Genomic DNA, 345 nt, shown 5'->3' with positions numbered 1-345 from the left:
GCTCTTCCGATCTGGCGCGAGATCGGCAAGTCGCTGACGCGCCAAGCCCAGTTCGGTAGCTTTGTCGCGCGCTTCCACTAGGCGCTGGCGTGCCGTCCTGAGGCTATCGACACCGAGGGACGCAAGCAGGCTGCGGTGCTTCGCTTCGGCGTCTTCGCTGGTCCGGTCGGCCTGCTGCGGCCGATTCGATCGCAGGGTCAAGGCTCCGATGCCGGCAATATCCAGGCGTACGGTGCCAGCAAAGCTTTGGTCTTCTGCATGGGGCAAGGGCTTGGCATCGATGGTCACCAAATCGGCGGCGCCGTCCCGGTATTCCATGCATAGCGTCGGCAGGGTTGCCAGGTG

1 pseudogene is annotated in these 345 nt (G+C 64.3%); it reads right to left on the bottom strand.

Going from position 1 to position 345, the window contains the following annotated elements:
* Positions 1–318, bottom strand: a pseudogene (locus EN846_RS34050) (DNA-binding protein); the annotation flags it as partial.
* Between the last annotated feature and the right edge of the window lie 27 nt (positions 319–345).

Source organism: Mesorhizobium sp. M4B.F.Ca.ET.203.01.1.1 (assembly GCF_004791025.1).
Lineage (GTDB): Bacteria > Pseudomonadota > Alphaproteobacteria > Rhizobiales > Rhizobiaceae > Mesorhizobium > Mesorhizobium abyssinicae.
Note: the sequence above shows the minus strand (reverse complement) of the source record. Positions and strands in the feature narration are given on the sequence as shown.